The sequence below is a fragment of the Candidatus Latescibacterota bacterium genome (assembly GCA_019038625.1).
Classification (GTDB): Bacteria; Krumholzibacteriota; Krumholzibacteriia; order Krumholzibacteriales; family Krumholzibacteriaceae; genus JAGLYV01.
Genome location: JAHOYU010000262.1, coordinates 1 through 16465 on the forward strand (window position 1 = coordinate 1; position 16465 = coordinate 16465).

Here is a 16465-nt window from a genome sequence, read left to right on the forward strand (position 1 = left end):
TCCTGGCACATCCTGATACATCTTCCACACAAAATGCATAGATTGTAATCCCTGTCGTAGAATGGGTCGAATTTTTCGACAGGCAGATTCCTGTAATAGACAGGATAACCGATATCATCTATTTTCAGGTATTCGACGACCTCCTGAAGCTCGCAGTCGCTGTCGCTTGGACAATATCGGCAGCCGGTCGTCACCCCGGCCTTTTTGATGGTGACCATCGATTCCCTGCATTGATCACTTTCCTCGCATATCAGGCAACTGGATGTATGTTCACTGAGTATCAACTGCAGGATCTCTTTTCTCTCAGCCTGGACCTGGGCCGTATGCGTTCTGATCTTGATCCCGTCCATCACCGGTGTCGTGCATGATGTTGGAAATCCGCGCATACCTTCGACTTCGACAATGCACATTCGGCACCCGCCGAAAGGGGTCATGTCCGAATGAGCGCAAAGGGTGGGGATGTAAATATCGTTGGACTGTGCGGCTTCGAGAATCGTTGATTCCTCGTCGACCCGGTAAATCTTGTTGTCTATGTCGACCTTGATTTTTTTTGTGCGTTTGCTCATCCGATCATCCCCGCTTTGACTTTATTATGATCGCGTCTCCTGCTATCGCATCGAAACGACATATTTCATAACAGGCTCTGCACTTAATGCATTTTTCCGGATCGAGATTGTGTACTTCCGATCGTGGGCCGGTGATCGCTTCAGTCGGACAGACACTGACACACAGCTGGCATCCCGTACAATTTTCAGGCACGACTCGATACTCGATCAGCGCCCGGCACACCGCGGCCTCGCAATGTTTCTCGTTTACATGCATCAGATATTCGGAGCGAAAGTATTTCAGTGTCGTCAGAACCGGATTCGGCGCGGTCTGTCCCAGTCCGCAGAGTGATCCCCTTTTAATAGTCTCGCCGAGTGTCTGAAGTTTGTCGAGGTCCTCGATCTTACCCTCTCCTCTTGTGATCCTTTGAAGTATCTCGACAAGATGTCTTGTCCCGACTCTGCAGGGGGAACATTTACCGCATGATTCCCTCTGTGTGAAATCGAGGAAGTATCTCGCCACATCGACGATACAAGTATCTTCATCCATCACGATAAGCCCACCCGAGCCCATGATCGATCCAGCAGCGGCAAGCGATTCGTAATTTACCGGAGTATCGAGGAATTCCCCGGAAAGACATCCTCCAGAGGGACCGCCGGTCTGAACCGCCTTGAACGGCTTAAGGGTTCCTCCTCCTATATCGAAGATGATCTTTCTAAGGGTCATACCGAGAGGTACCTCTATGAGTCCGGCGCGTCGGATCTTTCCCACCAGAGAGAATGTCTTTGTGCCGCTGTTACCCTGGATACCGAGCTGACTGTACCAGGATGCGCCTTTCCTCAGGATATTGGGCAGGGTGCCAAGAGTCTCCACGTTGTTTATGATTGTCGGCATTCCATGAAGGCCAGCCACGGCAGGGAAGGGGGGGCGCGATTTAGGCATACCCCTTTTCCCTTCGATAGAGGCGATCAGCGCTGTTTCCTCACCGCAAACGAAAGCTCCGGCGCCTTCCTTGATCGTTATGTCCAGATCGAAGCCCGAATCAAGAATATTGGCGCCAAGAAAACCATATTTTTTCATCTGCCTGATAGCTTTTTTCAACCGTGCTATCGCCAGGGGATATTCCGCCCTTATATATATGTACGCTTTCGTTGCTCCTATCGCGTAAGCTGCGATAACAAGTCCTTCAAGCACAGCATGGGGATCCCCCTCTATGAGCGATCTGTTCATGAACGCGCCGGGGTCTCCTTCGTCGGCATTACATATCATGTATTTTTGTTTTCCCGGTGATTCCCTGCAGATCTTCCATTTTCGGAACGTCGGAAATCCGGCTCCCCCTCTGCCTCTGAGCCCGGCCTGCTCGACTTCGGCTATTACATCCAGAGGGCCTTTTATGAATGCGTTGACCAGACCCTGATATCCATCATTTGCCATATAGTGATCGATTTCCTCGGGGTCGATAATTCCGCAATTTCTTAAAACGACCCTGGTCTGTGGTTTCAACATAGGCAGGTCGAAAAAGCGCGGCAGCCCATCGGTGAATCCATCAATGCTATCACCAAAGTAGCCGATTGCGAGTTTGCTGAGGGGGTTGCCTTTGATGAGATTTGATTCAAGGATTAATTTTGCCAGTTTTGGTGTGACATTCGAGTAACTCACCCGGGGCTTCCCGGGCAGCTGTATGTCCATCAGCGGTTCGAGATAGCAGGGGCCGATGCATCCGACCTCGACGATTTTTGCTTTGATTTTCCGTTTCTTGAGGGTTGTCCGTATTGTATCGAGGACAGTGGTTGCCCCGGCGGCCCTGCCGCAGGACGCTGTCCCAAGGAAGATCACCGGGATTTTGTTGTTACGCAGTGAATCCCATTTCCTTTGCGCGGCATTCTTCATTTTTTGAAAATCATTCATATTTTTCCATTGTTTCCCTGAGATGAATAACAGACATTTTGCTGTAAATATCGTCATTGATCTGGATGACCGGAGCCAGGGCACAGCACCCGAGACATGCCACTCTTTCGAAATCGAAACGCTTGTCCGTTGTGGTCTGCCCATGAGTGATTTCGAGATCCCGTCCCACCGCATCGGAAAGGATCTGCCCTCCCCGTACGTGGCATGCCGTGCCGAGGCATACTTTGATCGAATTTCTTCCTGGTTCGGTGAAACGGAATTGGGAATAGAAAGAGGCCACTCCAAATATCTGGTTCTCGGAGATCTTCAGAAATCTCGCTGCCTGTTTCACGTTGGCTTCTGAAAGAAATCCAAATTTTTCCTGGATACTCTGAAGGATCGGGATAAGATCTTCCTGTTTTCCCTCGAATCCTGATAACATTTTGTTCAGAATTTTACTGCTCACTGGTTATTCTCCCGGTCTGCCCAATTATTAAGGTTGACCTTCTGTGATAAAAAGATGCAATTCATAAGCTCTGTCTCCCCCCGCACGAAATCCTCAGCGAACGCGATACAGGTCGGCGCGCCGCAACAACCGCAATCGATCTGTGGAAGTTTCTGGTAGACTTTATTTTTCTCTTTCATTCTCTTGATGGAGGTCACAAGGTCACCGTCGAAGTATTTCGTCGGACGGGGCAATACAGGATTTTCAAGGTTATAGTATCCGTTTTTGTATTGGTCTATGATCTTTCTTTCATCGAGATCAGCTATATTCTCGTAGAGTGATTTCTGCTTGTAGCTGTTCGATCTTGCGATGTACGGGTTTTCCGGAGCAAAAGGTCCACCCACGCAACCCTGCATGCATGTCAGGGCTTCAACGAAATTGACATTCCTCAGGCGTGAGTTCTCGATATCATCGAAGATCTTCATCACGTGATCGACTCCAGTGACAACCAGCCTGTTCCCGATCCTCGATGACCAGTTTTTGCCGGCAAAAGTCGTAAAATCGGCGGAAAAATAAAAATCATCCGGCACCATGCTTATATCGAATGTTTCCTTAATTCCGATAACATGTGGAAACAGGAGTGAGTAGACGTCATTCATCGATACAGTTCCATCGAACCAGGATCTGGCCTTTTCTGCAGGCTGTTTGATCGAGACTATCTTTGCCGGGCAGGGAGATATATATACAACGGCGATATCATCAGGATCCATGCCCAGTTCGATCGGCAGGTTTTCTTTTATCTCTCGAGCTGTTATTTCCCTTGGAGCGTCGAGTGTGACGACAAGCTCGACCAGGTCGGGATATTTGACCTGGATCAGCCGGACAGTGGCGGGGCAGTGCGATGATATCCTTGGCAATCGACCCTTGAAATCATCCATATACTTCTCAATTACGACCGATAATGTGTCTGATGCAAAAAAGATGTCGACGACCTTATCGAATCCGAGTTGTTTTAATGCCATATGAATGATGTACGGATGGATCGATGGCTCGAACTGTGAATAAAGTACGGGCGATGGTATCGCGACCTTGTACTTGTATTTCTTGAGTCCTTCGAATATATCGGAGATCGCAACGACCGCTTTGCTTGGGCAGACAGATATGCACGTGCCGCAATCGACGCAGAGTTCATCGGCTATAACGGCTTTCCCCCTGATGACCCGTATTGCCTCTGCCGGACATCGTCGCATACAGGTCATATGTCCCATACACTTTTCGCGAATTACCCTGTGAGCATGAAAGTATTTGATCATCTCTTAAACTTTCCGGATCCTGTCATTCGACATAGAACTTTATCGCGAGCCTGGTTCCCACTCCTACAACACTCTTTATCTCGAGTTTGTCGGAGTTCTTGTCGATATTAGGTAATCCCATTCCCGACCCGAACCCAAGAGCCCTCATCTCCTCGGTGGCAGTCGTATACCCGTTCTGCATCGCCTTGTCGATGTCGGGGATCCCTTTCCCCTCGTCATCGAGAATCACTTCGACTAATGTGGGGGATACCATCAGGCCCACTTTCGCCCTCCTGGCATGCATCACTACATTCATTTCTGCCTCATAAGTCGAGATGGCGATTCTCCTGATAAAAACCGGATCAAACCCGATTTTTTTTAAAATCGATTTTATTGAAGTAGAAACCATTCCAGCGCCCGCGAAATCGTTTCCTTCTATCAGGAAATCCTGACTCAGAAGCATCTTGTCCGCATTCTGTCTGCCTTTGGATGGAGAAGATGCTTTTGGTTTTATTTCTCTGGCCGTGTTGATTCTGATACAGGCGTCAAACATATCCATTTCCGACGAGAGCAGGACCATCTGATGGTCCCTGGCGAATTTCTCGGATCCGTCCTTTGGTTTCTTGCCTCTGATGAATACTACTCCTTTGAATTCCGCCATATGAGCTGATATAACAGCCTGCCTCGTAGCCAGCCCGGTAACCAGGATCGATTCGGGTTGACCGAATGCCAGAACATCACTCATGAGATCGGAGGCATAGACATACATGATATCGGAATCGAGTCTGCTCTCGCCTTCGAGAACCGATGCTTCCAGAGCATTTTTTATCGATCTGATATCCAACGGGCCCCTTCCTCACCCCGGGACAGGCGATATTACTCAGAGCAAACAGTCATGGCTTGAATAGTGAAACAGCAATAACACAAAACCGATCAGTTATTGTCCAAGACCCAATCCGTAAAATTTACCGATAATCTCGAATGTAGGTAGCTCGGTAGACAATAGTGCTATTCCATGTTTCGAGGCGAGATCGACAGTCTCCTTCGGGATCGCCTTGCCACTCGTAATAATCACTGCCGACACATCTACAAGATTTGCCGCAGGTATGATACTTTTGTGAGTCTGAATTGTCAGCCAGATGTTGCCCGATTTAGCTCCTGCCATTACGTCACTGACCATGTCGGAAACAAAAACACCGCTTATTTCACGGTCATCGAACTCGATCAGCGATTTAAGGCTTGTCTTCTCAACCAATTCTTTTACAGTCACAAAATCCCTCCCGAATCTATCTCCTTATCAGATTAACGACTTAAAACAAAGATTCTCTCTCTGTAACCTCCTGCTGGGAAAGCATTCCTATGTCATGAATAAGCTCACCTTTGCATCTTGAAATATCGTTTATCAGATCAGAGGTAACTACCTTGATCCTGGAACGTCCTGTATCTCTTCTCTGGTTAAAATAATCAGTAAGTATCTCAAGCTTTTCCTGAGGAATCCGGGTTTGCGCATTTTGAGGCAAAAAGCCGAAAGCCACGATAAGCCATGTCTTATCAGCTTCCAGTTTATTCTGCAGGATCGCGACATCGCAATCATGCTGGCATTCGGTGCAATGCAGAAGTCCCATCAGATCATGAAAATCTACAACCTGGCTACACTCGGTGCAGCGTAGATCCAGCCTGATGAATTGAGCTGTTTCGACACAGCTCCAGAAACAATTTTCTTCACGGTATTCAATCCCGATTGCAGGTGGAGATCCTTCACAGAAGTATGTCCTTACCCCATTGCAGTGAAAGCACTTTTCGAAAACGATGAATCCGAATCGGACATCCCACATCTCCCACTGATGTTGACACTCGGCCATCAAGCTTCCCCCTTTCCGCACCATAAAAAGATGTGTCTGAGAATAAACAATTCCTTACGATAATCACTTATCAGCCAAGGATGCGAATATAAAGCTGATGTTATTTAAGCATAATATAGATATTTCGTCAAAAGGTATTTTTAATATCTCTATGCCGCTGGCGATAAGATTTTAAATATATAAAATAAGATATAGTTGTTTTACCCGAAAGCTCCATCCTGGCGCCGGAAGGGTTCCAGGCTAAAGATATTCCGAAAATATCCGATATTGTCAATAGCCGGGAATTGGTGATTTGATTTCCCATGGCCATGGGTGTGGGAAACATCTTCTGGGGTAAGCATCAGGACTCATCCCGGGATACTTGGAATTGAAATGGTCATGGAAGGCGTGAACGTCCAGCAGATGAAGACTCCGATAAGATCGAAAACTGAGCCCACTTCATGGTTCAAGACAGCAAGATGGAAACTGCCATCTACAATATTGGCCGGGATAGCTATAATAATTCTGGCCACCTGGATCATTATGGCTATATTCCCCGGCTGGAGTCAAAGCTCGATGCTGTTTCATTCCAGTCTGGAGGTTGCCGGGGCTGTACTTGGTATGGTTTTAGCGATATTCGTCCTGCTTCCTCAGCAGAAAGTCCTGACTTCAAGAAGGATGTGGATCGCCTGCGCGTTCATCGCTACAGGTATTCTCGATGTATTCCACAGTGTTGTCCTGTTGAATAATCTATATATATGGTTGCGCAGCCTGTCCATGTTTACAGGTGGGATCCTTCTGGCAATGGTATTGTTCCCTGATCGAGAGGTCTCAAAGAAAACCACATTCATCACACTCTTCGCCATCATATCAGGCACATTGCTTGTAGGCAGTTACTCGATGCATTACCCTCAAATTCTTCCAGTCATGGAAGAACATGGGGGTTTTACACATATAGCAAAATTGATGAATATCCTTGGTGCCAGCCTGGCCGTCCTTGCCGGTTCCAGTTTTGTCATTCAATATCGCAGAGCTGGAAGGTCGCAGGATCAGCTTCCCTTGATCTTGTGCCTGCTGCTGGCTACATCCGACATTATCTTCTTAACCTCTTCCATCTGGAATGCAGCCGGATGGCTCTGGCAGATAGTCTGCTTCACAGGTTATTGTTTTGCTTTCTCGGTGATTGTGTTTGGCAATATGCGGACGGAGAAAAGACTTCATGATAGTGAGAAAAAATACAGGAAATATGTGGAAAGTTCTCCGATCGGCATATTTGTCGCGAATTCCAGTGGCAGGTATATAGATGTAAACGAAGCTGCCTGTCAGATGACAGGGTATTCACGTGGTGAATTACTCGAATTGTCGATTGTTGATATATCCTCGACGAACAGATCTTCCGACAAAGTGGAATCTTTTGAAAATCTCAAGAAAACAGGCAGAATACAACAGAAAGTCCTTATTCGTAAAAAGGATGGCACAGACATTCAAATATTGATCGAGGCTGTCGCCCTTCCGGATGATTGTTTTATGGCGCTTTGTTCAGATGTAAGCGAGCTGGAGTCGATAAGGGAGAATCTGGACGAGGTTCAGTTACATCTGAAGTCCGTCCTCGATAATTCACCCATAGTATTGTGGGCGACTGACAGCGACGGGATAATCACCGTTTCTGAAGGGGGTGGGTTGCAGAGCTTCGGATTGAACCCGGGTCAGCTTGTCGACAAATCAATATTAGAGGTCTACAATAACAGCCCTGACCTGGTTTCTATGATCGAGCGCGGACTGGCCGGCGAAGAATTCTCCTATACGACGTGGGGCAATGAGCAGGCCTTGGAACATTTCATCAGACCAAGGAACAATAAAAATGGTGATGTTCTCGGGATCGTCGGAGTCTCGACCGACATTACCGAACGCAGGATAACTGAGAAGGAACGTGAAAAACTTCTCAACGCCACAAAGGAGCGCGTCAAGGAGCTTAAAGGGCTGTACGAAATAGCCCAGATAGTAAATGAACAATTCTCACTGGAAACTCTGTGCCAGAGTGTCTCGACTATTATCCCTTCTGCCTGGCAGTATCCCGGGATAACACGTTGTCGTTTGATCTTTGGCGGGCATGAGTATGATTCCGAACCATTCGAGCCGACCATATGGAAGATGGATACTTGTATCCAGATCTTTGGAGAAAAGCGCGGTGTCATAGAAGTATACAGCCTGGAAGAAAGTTCGGATCCAGACAGGGAGGTTTTCCTTGCCGAGGAAAGTGAACTGCTCGACGCTATCTCCAATATGCTGGGGGCGGCGATTGAGCGCAAACAGGTAGAGATGGAGCTGCGGGAGCAGGTCGATTTCACAAACAGACTCACAATGATGGTACCATTCGGCATTACACTCATTGATGCAAAGGACATGGAGATCACCATGGTGAACAGAGTAGCTGCTGGAATTATCGGGCTACCGCCACAGGAGATCATTGGACGGAAATGTTATGAATTAATTTGCTCGAACAAGGAGATGTGTGTTTTATCGAAAATTGTAAATGAAACCTACACTGTGGAGAGTAGCATCATTAACAGCAGCGGAGATCCAGTCCCCATTATTAAAACTGCTGCCACAATCAGGCTGAATCAAAGAGAGTGTATTCTTGACTGCTTTGTGGATATTTCCGAGAAAAAGAAATCTGAATATAAAGCGAATCAACTGGCAGAAATTGTAGAAAAGGCTGACGAAGGGATCGCCATCGCGAATCTGGACGGCGAAATACAATACGCGAATCAGGAATGGGTCAGACTGCACGGTTATGAGAGCGGTGCCCAGTTGAAGGGCGAGCATTGGAGCATCTTCCATTCGGAGAAACAGATGAGGGAAGAAATCCTTCCGTTCAACGAAATAGTCATGCAATGTGGACACCTTACGGGCGAAGCCGGACATATGCGAAAAGACGGCACAATATTCGAAGCCTTGAATACGGTCACCTTGCTTAAAGACGAAAAGGGTGTTCCACATACTTTGGTAAACTTCACGCAGGATATAACCGGCCGCAAGGTTATCGAAAACGAACTGGAACAATCACGCAAGTTCAACGCTGTGGGGCAGCTTGCGGCGGGCATTGCTCATGAAGTAAATACTCCCATCCAGTATGTGGGAGATAATACAAGATTTCTGGGTGAATCGTTTCAAGCTCTATCAGCTGTATTGGGAATGTATGAGGAACTCAGAGAAGCAACAGAACATGGTGAAGTCTCTCCCGAGCTTGTCGAGAGAGTCGCGGCTGCGGTAGAGGATGCGGATGTGCCCTACCTGATGGAAGAGATACCTCTGGCACTCAGGCAAACGATAGAAGGTATAGACCATGTCTCGAAGATCGTCCTGGCTATGAAGGAATTCTCCCACCCGGGCAGTGAGGATATGGAAATCGGGGATATAAACAAGATACTCGAGACTACCATCACACTGTCTCGTAATGAATGGAAGTATACTGCCGATCTGAAGACCTCACTTGACCCTGAACTACCCGGGATATATTGCCTTCCCACCGAGATGAGCCAGGTTTTTCTGAACATCATTTTGAACGCGGCTCATGCTGTCGGTGAAAAGAACGCTGACACCGGTACCAAAGGAGTCATTACAGTCAAGACCTGTCTGAAGGACAGCTTTGTAAAGATTCAAATAGAGGATGATGGCCCGGGTGTCCCCGGAAATATTCGTGATCGTGTGATGGAGCCATTCTTTACGACTAAAGAAGTAGGTAAGGGCAGTGGCCAGGGACTGGCTATCGCACGTTCTGTAGTCGTAGACAAGCATGGGGGGAAGTTTACTTTTAATACCGAAGAGGGCAAGGGCACTGTATTTACTATCCAATTGCCATTTACAGAGAAAATGACTCCAGAAACAGTCAGATGATCCATCCGCGTTTATTCTTCACGGACTACCAGCTTGAATCCCTTGCCGCGTACGTTTTCTATCTCGACGCGGGGGTCGTCGACGAGGTGTTTCCGCAGTTTCGATATGTAGACGTCCATGCTGCGCGACGTGAAATACCCCTGCTCACCCCAGACTCTGCCCAGGGCGACTTCCCTGTCGAGAATCGCATTTTTGTGGGTACAAAGCAGCATGAGAAGGTCGGCTTCCTTGTCGGTAAGTTTCCTGGTCGATTTATTAATGGTCAGTTCGTGACGACTGTGGTCGAAAGTGAACGCGCCGATCTCAAACTTTGTCCGGGAAGGATCCCCGTCGACGGATACTCCCGTTCTGCGGAGTACCGCCTGTATCCGAAGTATCAGTTCCTCCATGCTGAATGGTTTGGCAAGATAGTCATCCCCGCCGATTTTGAAACCCTCGATCCTGTCCTCTTTCAATGATCTTGCAGTGAGGAAGATGATGGGGGTCGTCTGATCTTTTTCCCTGATCTCCCTCGCGAGCGTGAACCCGTCTTTCTGTGGCATCATGACATCGAAAAGGCAGAGATCAAAATGACCTTCATGAAAGGCCGCTTTAGCCTGGATTCCGTCAACACACCTCACCACTTCATATCCCTGACGCTCGAGTGATTCCTCGAGGACAAATCCCAGGTTGTCATCGTCTTCGGCCAGTAATATTCGTGTTTTTTCCATCAGTCTCTCATTCCAGTGCATGTCGGCAGGAGGGCGACCCTGATCTTTCAGGTCGAGGCGCCACCGGCCTTGCTTTGAAATCGTTTCGGGAGGTTGATCCTGAAGCTGGAACCCTTTCCCTGCGAGCTGCTGACTATTATGGAGCCGCCATGCGCTTCCACGATGAGTCTGACATAGCTCAATCCGAGACCGAATCCTTTCACATCATGCAGGTCTCCCGTGCTGATCCTGAAATAACGGTCGAAGATGTGCCGAAGATCCTCATTTTTTATTCCGATCCCGTTGTCTTTTATCGTTACGACCATTTCATCGCCCTCATCCGAAGTGGAGATGACGATATGAGGTGGGCCGACAGTATACTTTGCGGCGTTATCAAGGAGGTTGTGGAAGACGTTACCAAGGTGAGTCGGGTCTGCCTCGATCATTGCCGTCCCTGTAGCAAACGCGGTCTCGATCTTTCCGCCCAATGGCTCGATCCTCATCGAGACACCTTCTACTGCCGACATCAGCAGTGCGTGAAGATCCACGGGAGAAGCGTCGAGATTGAAGTCTCCCTCTTCAAGCGCCGCCATTTCGAGTATTTTTTCCACCTGGCGCTTCATCCTTCCGCTTTCCTGCTTTAAGATGCGTGCATAGTTCGCAAGGCGTTCCGTATCGATCGAGCCCTGTTTCGCGCCAAGATTCTCGCCGACGATCGCAATGGTCGAGACGGGAGTCTTGAATTCATGTGTCATGTTGTTGATGAAATCGATCAGCTGCCTTGAGAATCTTTTTTGCCTCCAGAGGGTGCGGATCACAAAAATATAGCAACCAGCGAGCAGGATAATCGACAAAAGGGCCAGTATCAGGAAAGCGCTCTCGCGCCCGAGGAGATATGAGGACTGATCCGGGAAATAGAGAAGTAGTTCGTCATCCCTTGCGACAAGGTCGTGAGGGAAGAGACGAGTTCTAAACTCGCTCTCTGAAAGTTTGTCTCCATATTCTTCCGGTGCCGCAAAGATCAACGAATCTCCGTTGTTCGATGCTATCCCGTAAGCATACTCAGTGTTTATGCCGGCATCGGAAAGAGTTATAGTCATAATCGAATCGAGCCAGGCCGGCTCGATCCTGTCAGTGGCTCGGGCCGTACCCATACCGCTCATATCTTCAAGGACTTTTTCAATGATATAGCGTCGTTCGAGAAAGGGGATGCTATCCGGCACGATGGCTGGTAGAGATCGATCTGAGTCTTCTATCACATGTGAGCAGATCGTCGTGTCCGCAGAATGACCTGCTGTGTCAACCAGCATGATTTTGATAAAACGGGTAGCAGACTGACCGGGTTCGGTTGCATGGTCGGCGATTGTCTTTGTTTCCCCATGATCTGTCAGGGTCGAATTGATCCAGACCTTAATGCTGTCGGTCCCGGTGACGGGATCACTGATCTTGATTATCCTCTCATCTCTGGCGAGGATGTCGTTCCCGCCGACCCTGAATGTCGTGGTCATCCCTCCGGATGTCCCCGAGCTGTCAGCCACGAAATTATTGACGATGACCCATGCTTCCCTCGTCTCGAGTCTCCGGGTGATACTGTGAAGGACTCCGTTAACATTCTGGGAGAAAATACGGAATTCGCGATCATAAGCGTGATCAAGGTAGGCGACCTGTACCACGATCAGCCCGGCAAGAGCCAGCCCGACGAGTGTACTCAGGAAAATGTATGTCCTTCTTCGTGATCTCATATTCTGATTTTACATCATTTCACAGCAAGAAGTACCCTGTTTAACATTCTTTAACATTTGATAACACTTATTGGCGAATCAGACAAGGCGTTCCAGCCATATAATCATTCATGATGATCGTCGATGTCATCCAGGCGATCGAACGACCATCGAAGCAGCAAAAGATCGAGACCATTGAACCAGGAGGTGTGTTTTGAGAATTAAATCAGTCGCTTTGGCCCTTCTCGTCATCCTTGCGGTGGCGATGTCTGTTTCAGCCCAGAAGAAGACGGTTCTGAAGATCGAGGGAGAGAACCTCTTCATGTTCCAGGAATTCATCCTTGTCCTGGCTGAAGAAGATGGAAAAGTAACCGTGTCCGTGGCACCCCCAGAGGGGACACTTCCTAAGGAATATGAGAATATCGACATCCAGGGCGGAGATATTGTCAAGATGATGAACGGCAAACGCGTCAAAACGACGGCCGCTATCAAAAAGATCTACGAGAAGCTCGAGATCGGAGACGAGATCAAGCTCGGCGTAAAGCGCGAGGACGAGATGTTCATCGTCACATTCAAGAAAGCAGATCCGGAGGATATGAAGGGCAAGATGATGATCCGTAAGGAAGTCATAGAAGATGAAGAAGATATAGAGGAAGACTGATATGAGGATCTCCAAGAACGTCAATGTATCAGCCGCAGTCATTTTGCTGGCGGGACTCGCCCTGTTTGTCGGCCTGCTGATAACATTCTCTGGTAACGTATCAGCACAGACAGGCGTACCTTTCAACGAGCGCGATGATACATATCCCCTGCTCGGGCTCAAGAGAGCGCGGGAGGCGTTCGAGTTCGCCCGGGCCCAGATGGAGCGAAACCAGGGGATGTACGATAAGGAGTTGATATCGTTCCAGGAGTACGAACAGGCAAAGAAACAGTTCTCGGATGCCGAAGTCAACTACCAGCAATCACTCCTTGCCGTACTTTTCGAGAAGCAGTTCGTTTCCGTGCGTGAGGCGGTCAAGTACCAGGCCGTCGACGGCAGCAAGCACGTGAGGATAGTGCTGGCAAACACATCCGGAGGGAGCGCGGATTTTCTCAAACTTGTAAATGTCAACGAAGAGCTTTTCAGATCACTTCAACCAGATATCGTCAACGACATCTACGTCTCATTGCTCAACGATGAAGGGGCCATCATAAGTCAGCCCTACGAGATGAAAGTCGAGCAGCTCAAGTTCGGAACCCCCGTGGAACTCGATTTCGAGATACTGCAGGACCTCGATGTGCTTACCGTTGATATAATCTATGGAAACGGCAGCAGGCGGACACCGAAGATCTTTCTCCAGAAGGATTCGACGGTCGACCGTGTGGTCGTACAGTCCGAACAGTTCTCGCAGGAAGTCGAGCTGGGAGGCTCCGCGTCGTTCGACCTGAATCTTGAGCTTTTCAGCTCGATGGCGAACACTTACAAGCTGGAAGTAGTGGGCCTGCCGCGGCAGGTGACGAGGTATTTTGTGGGTGGTTCGGGCAGCGCCCGCATAAGCCAGTTGAAATTTACCGAACGGACAAACAGCGTTTCGGCAGCCCTTCGTATTTTCATGCCTGACCGGTCATCGCAGCAGGTCGTCCCGGGTGAACCTATCCAGTTCTACGTGCTCGCGGTTCCCCGTGACAGAGTTGGCTCGATTCCGGATGTCGACAGGGAGGATATTACACATGAAGAGCTGAAAGAGCTCGGCGTGGGTTTCGTAAGACTCGAAGTGGTACCACGCGGAATCGGACGACTTCTGGTACGCGCGCCGCAACTCTATCACTCTATCGAAGCTGATGGCAGCGTTGAGATGAGTATCGTGCTCGTTAACGAGGGGACAAGGCGACTCGACAATGTCGAGATGAAGATCGACGCTCCTTTCGAATGGAAGAAACGCACCGAGCCACCGGTGCTTCAATCACTGGACGTGAGCGAGGAGCGGACTGTAAGACTGTTCTTCACTCCTCCGGAAGACATATCCGTGGGACGTTACGAGTTCAGGATCCGCAGTTCGTCTCTCTCCGATGATCAACCTGTCCGCGGGGAGGATAAGACCGTGACCGTAGAGATCAAGGCGAAGACCAATGTCATGGGGGTATTCGCGCTGATCCTGTTGATACTGGGTGTCGTGGCGGGGATCGTGATCTTCGGAGTGAGATTGTCCAGAAGATAGGCGAGCATGGATGAAAAAAATATCAAGACGAAAGGTATAATCAGATGAATGAAGCAAGCAGCAATCCTGTCGGTCCGGGATGGAGCGCCGGGAGGAAAGGTGGAATGATCGAGGCCATCGAACTGACGAAACGGTACGATGACGGAGTGCTGGCTCTCGATCACGTCTCTTTTTCAATAGATCCCGGCCAGGTCTTCGTGATGCTTGGAGCGAATGGTGCGGGAAAGACAACTGCGATCAACCTGTTCCTCGATTTTATCGAGCCGACCGGGGGCGAGGCAAGGATAGCTGGTTTCGATAGCTGTCGAGAACCGTTGAAGGCGAAAGAGAGGGTCGCCTACGTTTCCGAGAACGTGATGCTCTACCCGAATTTCACCGCCGTTCAGAATCTCGATTTTTTCGCGAGACTAGGAGGCAAGACGGATTACACGACAGACGACTACAGGCGCGTTCTCTCGAGAGTCGGTCTCGATGAGGAAAGTCATTTCAAGAAACTGAAAGATTATTCTAAAGGGATGCGCCAGAAATGCGGTATAGCGACGGCGATCCTGAAGGATGCCTCTGCGGTACTTCTCGACGAGCCGACCTCGGGGCTGGATCCCAAAGCCGGGCGCGAGTTCATCGAATTGATAAAGTCACTCCGTGAGGAGAAGAAGGCGGTATTGATGTCGACGCATGATATCTTCAGGGCGAAAGAGATTGCCGATATAGTCGGCATCATGAGTGGGGGGCGGCTGGTGATGATGCGTTCTCGTGAGGAACTCGAAAACGAGGACCTTCACGCGCTATACATGCAGTACATGGGTGGCCGGACGGACACGATCGTGTCCTGAGGCCGGAATATAATGGAGAAGACGTCATGATCAGTCTGATAATAGAAAAAGAACTCCGCGATATGCTTCGCTCCAGAAAGTTTCAGCTGAGTTTTATCGTTTGCTCATTCCTTATAATCCTGACCTTCTTTGTGGGCGCCAAAAATCACCAGTTGAACATGTCCAGGCACGAATCAGCGGTCCGTGAGAACCTCAGAAAGATGGAAGGCATCACCGACTGGATGGAAGTACGCAATACCAGGGTATTCCTTCCTCCCAGCCCTCTCGAGGCGCTTGTCTGCGGGGTGTCGAATGATATAGGCAGGACCATCGAAGTATCGGGGACGGGAGAGCTGGTAACCGAGGACAGTCGGTATAATGAGAATCCGGTAATGGCGGTTTTTCGGTTTCTCGATCTTAATTTCATTTTTCAGATAGTGCTGTCCCTGTTCGCGATCCTGTTTGTGTTTGACGCCGTGAACGGGGAGAAGGAACGGGGGACCCTCCGGCTGATATTCGCGAACTCGCTGCCTCGAGACAAATTCATCATCGGTAAATGGGCCGGCACGATGCTGGCAGTCTGTGTTCCGATGATCGTCCCTATCCTGGTCGGGTGTCTCATCCTGCCTCTATCAGGTGTGCAGCTCAGTGGGGGGGAATGGTCGAGGCTGGCCATCATCGTCCTGACCGGGTTTTTGTTCTTCAGTACGTTCGTCGCGCTGTCGCTTTTTATATCGACTCTTTCGAAAAAGTCGTCGAACGCGTTTCTGGCACTTCTGGTCGTATGGATCTTTGCCGTATTGATCGTTCCTCGTTCGGCGGTACTGCTGGCCGGTAACGCTGTAGAAGTTCCATCGGTCGACGAAATACAGGCTCAGAAGACGAGGTTCAGGATGCAGTCGTTCATGGAGGATTTTGAGAAAATGGACGGGTTCAAGCCGGAGAGTACGGGAGATCCGGAAAAGGCCATGGCCGAGTTCAGTCAGTTGATGGAAGAGATACATAACGAACGTGACGAGAAGCTGCAGGCATTTGCTGACCGTTTGAACGAGGAGAGGAAGAACCGCCAGATCGTACAGCAGAAGGTCGCCTTCAATCTCGCGAGGGTGAGCCCGAGTGCTTCGTTTTCTCTCGCCG

At 49.2% G+C, this 16465-nt stretch carries 14 protein-coding genes; 5 read left to right on the forward strand and 9 right to left on the reverse strand.

Annotated elements, in window-relative coordinates; translation table 11 throughout:
* From KOO63_16505 to KOO63_16535, 7 genes are all read right to left on the reverse strand, one after another.
* Positions 1-566, reverse strand: a 566-nt coding sequence (locus KOO63_16505; GenBank protein MBU8923419.1) for a (2Fe-2S)-binding protein, incomplete at its 3' end; no start/stop codon positions are given.
* Positions 567-570: 4 nt separating this feature from the next.
* Positions 571-2454, reverse strand: a complete 1884-nt coding sequence (locus tag KOO63_16510; GenBank protein ID MBU8923420.1) for an NADH-quinone oxidoreductase subunit NuoF — start codon at positions 2452-2454, stop codon at positions 571-573.
* On the reverse strand, positions 2447-2899 hold the full coding sequence (locus KOO63_16515; GenBank protein ID MBU8923421.1) for an NAD(P)H-dependent oxidoreductase subunit E: 453 nt from the start codon (positions 2897-2899) through the stop codon (positions 2447-2449). Before KOO63_16515 ends, KOO63_16510 begins: the two co-directional genes overlap by 8 nt.
* Entirely contained in the window at positions 2896-4191 is a 1296-nt protein-coding gene (locus tag KOO63_16520) for a 4Fe-4S binding protein (GenBank protein ID MBU8923422.1), read from the reverse strand. The genes KOO63_16515 and KOO63_16520 overlap by 4 nt, the downstream gene beginning before the upstream one ends.
* A gap of 22 nt (positions 4192-4213) precedes the next feature.
* Entirely contained in the window at positions 4214-4627 is a 414-nt protein-coding gene (locus KOO63_16525; GenBank protein ID MBU8923423.1) for an anti-sigma regulatory factor, read from the reverse strand.
* A gap of 480 nt (positions 4628-5107) precedes the next feature.
* On the reverse strand, positions 5108-5440 hold the full coding sequence (locus tag KOO63_16530) for a serine kinase (GenBank protein ID MBU8923424.1): 333 nt from the start codon (positions 5438-5440) through the stop codon (positions 5108-5110).
* Positions 5441-5480: 40 nt separating this feature from the next.
* Positions 5481-6032: a hypothetical protein gene (locus KOO63_16535; protein ID MBU8923425.1), complete on the reverse strand. Its 552-nt coding sequence runs from the start codon at positions 6030-6032 to the stop codon at positions 5481-5483.
* A gap of 372 nt (positions 6033-6404) precedes the next feature.
* Here KOO63_16535 and KOO63_16540 point away from each other — a divergent pair, with 372 nt between their 5' ends.
* On the forward strand, positions 6405-9908 hold the full coding sequence (locus KOO63_16540; GenBank protein ID MBU8923426.1) for a PAS domain S-box protein: 3504 nt from the start codon (positions 6405-6407) through the stop codon (positions 9906-9908).
* A gap of 11 nt (positions 9909-9919) precedes the next feature.
* Here KOO63_16540 and KOO63_16545 read toward each other — a convergent pair whose 3' ends face one another.
* A complete protein-coding gene (locus KOO63_16545; GenBank protein ID MBU8923427.1) occupies positions 9920-10621 on the reverse strand; it encodes a response regulator transcription factor in 702 nt (233 codons plus the stop codon).
* Positions 10622-10665: 44 nt separating this feature from the next.
* The gene (locus KOO63_16550; GenBank protein ID MBU8923428.1) at positions 10666-12339 is read right to left on the reverse strand and encodes a HAMP domain-containing histidine kinase; all 1674 of its coding nucleotides are present in this window, start codon (positions 12337-12339) and stop codon (positions 10666-10668) included.
* Positions 12340-12532: 193 nt separating this feature from the next.
* Here KOO63_16550 and KOO63_16555 point away from each other — a divergent pair, with 193 nt between their 5' ends.
* The 4 genes from KOO63_16555 to KOO63_16570 form a co-directional block, all read left to right on the forward strand.
* The gene (locus tag KOO63_16555; protein MBU8923429.1) at positions 12533-12979 is read left to right on the forward strand and encodes a hypothetical protein; all 447 of its coding nucleotides are present in this window, start codon (positions 12533-12535) and stop codon (positions 12977-12979) included.
* Position 12980: 1 nt separating this feature from the next.
* Positions 12981-14516, forward strand: coding sequence for a hypothetical protein (locus KOO63_16560; protein ID MBU8923430.1), 1536 nt, complete (start codon positions 12981-12983; stop codon positions 14514-14516).
* 104 nt (positions 14517-14620) lie between these two features.
* Positions 14621-15349 (forward strand): ABC transporter ATP-binding protein, encoded by a 729-nt coding sequence (locus tag KOO63_16565; GenBank protein ID MBU8923431.1) that lies wholly within the window; start codon positions 14621-14623, stop codon positions 15347-15349.
* 26 nt (positions 15350-15375) lie between these two features.
* The coding region (locus tag KOO63_16570; GenBank protein MBU8923432.1) for an ABC transporter permease at positions 15376-16465 on the forward strand (1090 nt) is incomplete at its 3' end.

Bases quoted from the DNA above. Each gene is read 5' to 3' on its own strand.
- KOO63_16560 (MBU8923430.1), top strand. From the start codon at position 12,981: ATGAGGATCTCCAAGAACGTCAATGTATCAGCCGCAGTCATTTTGCTG.
- KOO63_16510 (MBU8923420.1), bottom strand. From the start codon at position 2,454: ATGAATGATTTTCAAAAAATGAAGAATGCCGCGCAAAGGAAATGGGAT.
- KOO63_16535 (MBU8923425.1), bottom strand. From the start codon at position 6,032: ATGGCCGAGTGTCAACATCAGTGGGAGATGTGGGATGTCCGATTCGGA.
- KOO63_16565 (MBU8923431.1), top strand. From the start codon at position 14,621: ATGATCGAGGCCATCGAACTGACGAAACGGTACGATGACGGAGTGCTG.
- KOO63_16540 (MBU8923426.1), top strand. From the start codon at position 6,405: ATGGTCATGGAAGGCGTGAACGTCCAGCAGATGAAGACTCCGATAAGA.
- KOO63_16550 (MBU8923428.1), bottom strand. From the start codon at position 12,339: ATGAGATCACGAAGAAGGACATACATTTTCCTGAGTACACTCGTCGGG.
- KOO63_16520 (MBU8923422.1), bottom strand. From the start codon at position 4,191: ATGATCAAATACTTTCATGCTCACAGGGTAATTCGCGAAAAGTGTATG.